Origin of the sequence: Shewanella sp. (assembly GCF_051658185.1) — a bacterium.
Taxonomy (GTDB): domain Bacteria; phylum Pseudomonadota; class Gammaproteobacteria; order Enterobacterales; family Shewanellaceae; genus Shewanella.
In genome coordinates this window covers 1-5,420 of the sequence record NZ_JBOFMC010000368.1, presented here as the reverse complement: position 1 = coordinate 5,420, position 5,420 = coordinate 1, and the positions used below count along the sequence as shown (strand labels likewise).

Below are 5,420 nucleotides of genomic sequence, written 5' to 3'. Positions count from 1 at the left end.
GGGAGTGTCCCATGGCGATGCATTCTCCTTCGCAAATGTAGGAATCGTGAGAATGGAACTTCCAACATTGGTTAATAAGATCGTCGTCATCAACATCCACGCCATAGAGCCAATCTAAATCAGTTTGCGAATAATTAGATACAAAGGAAGAAGTCGAAATATCCACTAACCCAGTACTATTTGTATAGATTTTTCGATTTTTTAACTGAGTTCTTAATGTTGGCAATACACCACCTGAAAGCACTTTGTTACCATCATTAGCTCCAGAACAACTATTCCAATAAGTACAAGTATCAATTGAAATATTGCCATTCGTATCGATGGCATTAGCACTGCCACCCGGGCCTACAATTTCTCCCGCCGAGTTTACCTTCAGCTTTTTAAGGTTACCGCTCCAACGCGGTCCGCTCCCTGGGAGAAACATCGCATAATAGGCAGCATTATAGGTCTGGGTCTTATCAAAATTATTACTGGCGATACTTGGCGAAGTAAACGAAGAATCGATGGTCAAAATCGACTTTAACGCATTATCTAAGGCGGACACTAAGTCCAGTCCATTTTTGGCAACATAGTATCCTTTAGATACACCATTGCTATTGCGAGGATTGCCGCCTCTAAAAGCAGTTTCTTCTAATAAATCCGCTGCTGCATCGGCGCCATCAGAAAAGCCAATAGTAAATATTCTCAGATTTTGTTTATTATCGACGCCTAAGGCATCTTGATTACCTACCACCACATCATTATTGTACATATAGGCAGCCAATGCAGGCATGTAACTCGCATCAGGGTTACCTTTAGGATCTTTAAAATTGAATACACTATAATCGGCATTCTTGTTTTTAGCATTACTCGTTAAGGTCTTGATAAGTCCATCAGCTGATTTATCCACCGTTGGCGCACCGTCGGTAATATAGATAACATAGGCTGTATCTGGGCATTTTTTAAAAGGCGAAATATATTTACCAGAGAAAATATTCGGGGGGGTATTAACAACATAACCATCAATTTTATCCTTTCCGGTTCCATTGGCATCTTTATCACCAAAAGTGACAGAACCGCCGCTAAAAAACTGATAGGCTTCATACAACGTTTCACATAATGGCGTATTCGTTTGTGCTGGCATCCCGTTAATTAATTTTGTTAAACTGGCTTTATTGGCAACATTCATTTCCGTTAAGTTATATACAATGCGGCCACCATCGGCATTGCCTTCATTAGGATAGTTCAAGTTAAATACAGCAAGCCCCGCATCTATGGGCACAGCAAGAGATTCTAACGCCGAAGTTAATGCATCTTTTGCCACTTCAAGGCGAGTACCTGTACCTCCACTATTTTGCCCGTCACTAGTCGTGGTTACCCATTTATACCAAACCAAATAATGGGACGTATACAGCGTAACGGGTTGGCCTTTACCAAATTCAGGAGCACTTTTTTTAGGATCGGCATCATACATTTTTTTATCGTTGACAGGATATCCATCCTGATAATAACTATAATTATTGCCGTTTTTTTCACGTCCTGGATTCTTAGGATCTAAAGCTAAAATGTCCTCATAACAATCGACTACCTGCCCTTGGTTAAAGCCTTCATTTTCAGCTAACGAAACCCAATTTGCCGTATTTCCCTGTGTTTTAAACTCTCTAAGGTATCCTGTATAACGACCTTTTGTTACTAACGCTTTGGCTGCAGTATTGCAATTATTATTATCGAGATAAAACCTACGTGAATCGTTAGGCTGTTCTGGGGTAGGCATATTGGTTGTGTTATCTATCCCCCCGGCATTCCAATAGATACCTTTATCATTAATGTAACCTGAATACCCTGCTAAATACTCAGCAAAACCTTTGGCATAGGTACAAGTTTTACCAACTTCTTCTGCAGAACAATAAGAACTTACGGCATTTTGATCTTCGGTTGACATACTGCCAGAATTATCGAAAATAAATAATACTTGGGGTCGCTTACCAGTACGCACTGTCGAATCAACCAAATAGAGTTCCGTATCATCGGCAAAGGTCACTCCTGCGGCACAGGTCACAACCGTTAACATTCCTATAAGCCATTTATTTAGCATGATATTCATTCCTATTAAGGCAACACTTGCTGCTCTACACCAGCGACGACCGTTAATTGACCTAAATTATCTCGGCCAAATGTTTTTGTGCTGCTAATTTCTACGCGACGACAATTCACTAAATTTGCCCCAGTGGCATTTGCAGTGCGTTGACATCCCACATTCTGAGGCCCCACCAAAGGAACTGGCGTTAACTGTTGTGCGCCGTTAAATAGGGCTTCTGTCTTAACAGCATTTAAATTGGCAAAAAGTGGCCCCTGATATTTCACCATCACTTGCTCTAATCCCCCATCAGCGATCGCTTTGGCCTCTATTCGCTCTGAGCCCGCCCCTGACATCCGCAATGATTGCGATGAATTAACGGCTAAAGCAACGCCAATAACCGTCATAATAATCAATACAATCAGTGCAAAAAAAAGCACTATACCTTGTTGTTTTTTCATTAACAGCCTCGCAATTAACGGCGGTTTAACAGCGGGTTCTCAAGTACTATCGTAGTGGACATCACCTTTCTACGGAAACGGTCCTTAATTGTGATGGTTTTATCCCCGAGGCGATATTGGCTCTCATTGGTGTAACTCGGGTCAGCTTGTGCTGACCGAACTAACACATAAACCTTTAAGGCAACCAGTCGCTGAAACCCTTGGTTATCCCACATAGCATCAGTCACTTGCTGCGCAGGAAGAAAAGCATCTGGCGTGCCGTCACCATCATTATCAAAACCATAAAGTACACGTAAATTCTCTATACCTTCGACCAATTGCTCATCATTATTCATACCTGTATCGGTCAATGTTTTACGGCGTAAAATGGGGATCCCTGCGGCATCATTGGCAATAAAGTACACATGGTGCTGATACTCCCAATGACGAGGATTCGCCATTGCAGGAGTTGTACTGCCAGTAAAAAAAATCGCTTGGCTGGCATTGGTAGCAACAAAGATTTGATTACCGCTGGGGGCTGCCAGCGCAGGACCGAGCAAGCGTTTCATTTGCAATACATCCGTGTTTGCTTTAACGCCGGTTAAACAGGCTAATACCGTACTACTCACCCCTTGCTCATATCCCCATAGCCGCCGAAAGTGGGCTGGGGCATTATTTGGCAGGGTAGCATTATTAGTCCCGCCCCCCACGCAATCATCCACCAACGCCGGAACTGTCACTGTCGTATTCGTTCCCAACACAAAATCCGTGCCCGTCATATCCCCCATAAATGCAAGCTGACTTAAATCACGCTCCAAGATTGCCAGAGCAATACGGCCATTCTCTTGTAACTGATTAAATTGACTGGTGGTGGTGACATTAGAAGAGGACATGCTAAACATAGTAAACACGCCAGCCGTTAAGAACAGACCTATCACCATGGCGACCATTAATTCAACCAGTGACAGTCCATGTTGATGTACGGTTAAGGTTTTAATAGGCATCCGTCTCATTTAAATTACCGTGGTCATCGTGAAGGCTCTTCTTCTTTTACTCGCAGTACCGCAATCAACTGTGCCTGTTGCTGCACTGGTTTCATTGATACCAAGCCAGGTTATCGTCACTGTAACAATATTGCCGTTGAGCTTAATGCAGGATAGCGGGGTTTCTAATCCTCCCACTTGCTGCACCCCCACCACCTCATATTCTCCTGAAAATGCGCGCCGCCACTGGTATAAATCCCATAACACAAGTTGACTCGGTGTGCATAAGGTGGCGCCTTCACAGGCTGGCGTAACTGGAGTAATTGCTGACTTTGAGCCAGAGTGATCACCAACATAACTAGCAAGCTGGGTAGGATTGAGCTTCATGCGATTAATAATGTCGTTCGCGTAATAGGAGGCTTGGGTTTGTTGGTAGGATTCAAAGCTGGCCCGTTTCGCCACAATGTGTAGGTTAAAGATACCAATCAGGCCAATGACCAAGATCACCAAAGCCACAAGCACTTCGATTAATGAGAAGCCCTGTTTACATTTTCCTTGTGTCAACATATCGAATTTGGCCATTTTTTTGACTAACTTTTCAGTTGGTTACCCTTTTAAAATCTTGATGTTACAACACAAATCTCCGGTAGTTAATAATAGATGAGTGGAATGTATGTAGCTAGTAACATTCGCATATAAATAAACATTCCATTATAGCTTGTGCGAATTTGGCCTAGTGTTCGCTTAAATTTGAGCAATAAAAAAGAGGCTAATCGCCTCTTTTAGATAGATGAAAAACCTTGTTATCTGGTCCGTCGTGCTAACGCAATTCTGCAGGCACCGCAAATACCGTATCTTCTGTACGCCCTTCAACTTCGGTAACAACGCTGGGCGCCAATGTCGCAATGGCTTGCACCACCTGCTGCACTAATATCTCAGGAGCGGAAGCACCAGCCGTCACGGCCACTTTACGCACATTAGTAAACCAGTTTGACTCCACATCGGCTGCAGTATCCACTAAATAGGATTGAGTGCCCGTCTTTAATGCCAGCTCACGTAACCGATTGGAGTTAGAGCTGTTTTTTGATCCCACCACAATGAGTAAATCAACATCAGCGGCTAAATTACGCACCGCATCCTGCCGATTTTGTGTCGCGTAACAAATATCGTCTTTACGCGGACCTTCAATCGCAGGGAAGCGATTTTTCAATGCCGCGATAATGTCTAAGGTATCATCGACCGAAAGCGTTGTTTGAGTCACAAAGCAAAGATTATTAGGATCGCGCACCGTTAGGGATTCGACATCCGCTGGGGATTCAATCAAATACACCCCGCCATTAGGGTTATCATATTGCCCCATGGTGCCTTCGACTTCTGGGTGGCCCTCATGGCCAATCAGAATACATTCAATCCCTTTACGACTGGCGCGAGTCACTTGTAGGTGCACCTTAGTCACCAACGGGCAAGTGGCATCAAACACCCTTAAACCGCGGGCCTTGGCCTCTTCCCGTACCGCTTGAGATACACCATGGGCACTAAAAATAACAATATTATTATCTGGAACTTGATCTAGTTCTTCGACAAATACGGCGCCACGGTCTTTAAGGTTTTGCACCACGTAACGATTGTGCACGACTTCATGGCGCACATAAATTGGTGGCGAAAACAGTTCTAGCGCACGCTCAACAATACTGATCGCCCTATCTACCCCAGCACAAAAACCGCGGGGATTGGCGAGCAAAATATGTAAACCAGCGCTTTTCGGATCCTGCTGCATGTTAAAGTACCTTTACCACATCCAGTTCAAAAGTGACCTTGTGGCCCGCTAACGGATGGTTAAGATCCACGGTAATGGAGTCTCCAGCGACATCACGGACGATCCCCGGGATCTCGCTGCCTCCTGGGCCTGCAAAACTGACGATGACCCCAGCTTCAAGCGTC

General features: G+C 44.2%; 4 protein-coding genes and 2 pseudogenes. All 6 read right to left on the bottom strand.

Translation table 11 applies throughout. From position 1 onward, the window contains the following. Window positions 1–2,074: pseudogene (locus ACRCZA_RS13965) on the bottom strand (pilus assembly protein); the annotation flags it as partial. A 14-nt stretch (window positions 2,075–2,088) separates the two neighbouring features. Further along, window positions 2,089–2,517: a pilus assembly PilX family protein gene (locus ACRCZA_RS13960; RefSeq protein ID WP_438675017.1), complete on the bottom strand. Its 429-nt coding sequence runs from the start codon at window positions 2,515–2,517 to the stop codon at window positions 2,089–2,091. 14 nt (window positions 2,518–2,531) lie between these two features. Continuing rightward, the gene (locus ACRCZA_RS13955; RefSeq protein WP_438675016.1) at window positions 2,532–3,500 is read right to left on the bottom strand and encodes a PilW family protein; all 969 of its coding nucleotides are present in this window, start codon (window positions 3,498–3,500) and stop codon (window positions 2,532–2,534) included. Window positions 3,501–3,509: 9 nt separating this feature from the next. After that, window positions 3,510–4,061: a type IV pilus modification protein PilV gene (gene pilV / locus ACRCZA_RS13950; RefSeq protein ID WP_438675015.1), complete on the bottom strand. Its 552-nt coding sequence runs from the start codon at window positions 4,059–4,061 to the stop codon at window positions 3,510–3,512. A gap of 238 nt (window positions 4,062–4,299) precedes the next feature. Next, window positions 4,300–5,256, bottom strand: a complete 957-nt coding sequence (gene ispH / locus ACRCZA_RS13945) for a 4-hydroxy-3-methylbut-2-enyl diphosphate reductase (protein ID WP_438675014.1) — start codon at window positions 5,254–5,256, stop codon at window positions 4,300–4,302. A 1-nt stretch (window position 5,257) separates the two neighbouring features. After that, window positions 5,258–5,420: pseudogene (locus ACRCZA_RS13940) on the bottom strand (FKBP-type peptidyl-prolyl cis-trans isomerase); the annotation flags it as partial.

Coding starts and splice junctions, on each gene's coding strand:
- pilV (WP_438675015.1), bottom strand. CDS start 4,061: ATGGCCAAATTCGATATGTTGACACAAGGAAAATGTAAACAGGGCTTC.
- ACRCZA_RS13955 (WP_438675016.1), bottom strand. CDS start 3,500: ATGCCTATTAAAACCTTAACCGTACATCAACATGGACTGTCACTGGTT.
- ACRCZA_RS13960 (WP_438675017.1), bottom strand. CDS start 2,517: ATGAAAAAACAACAAGGTATAGTGCTTTTTTTTGCACTGATTGTATTG.
- ispH (WP_438675014.1), bottom strand. CDS start 5,256: ATGCAGCAGGATCCGAAAAGCGCTGGTTTACATATTTTGCTCGCCAAT.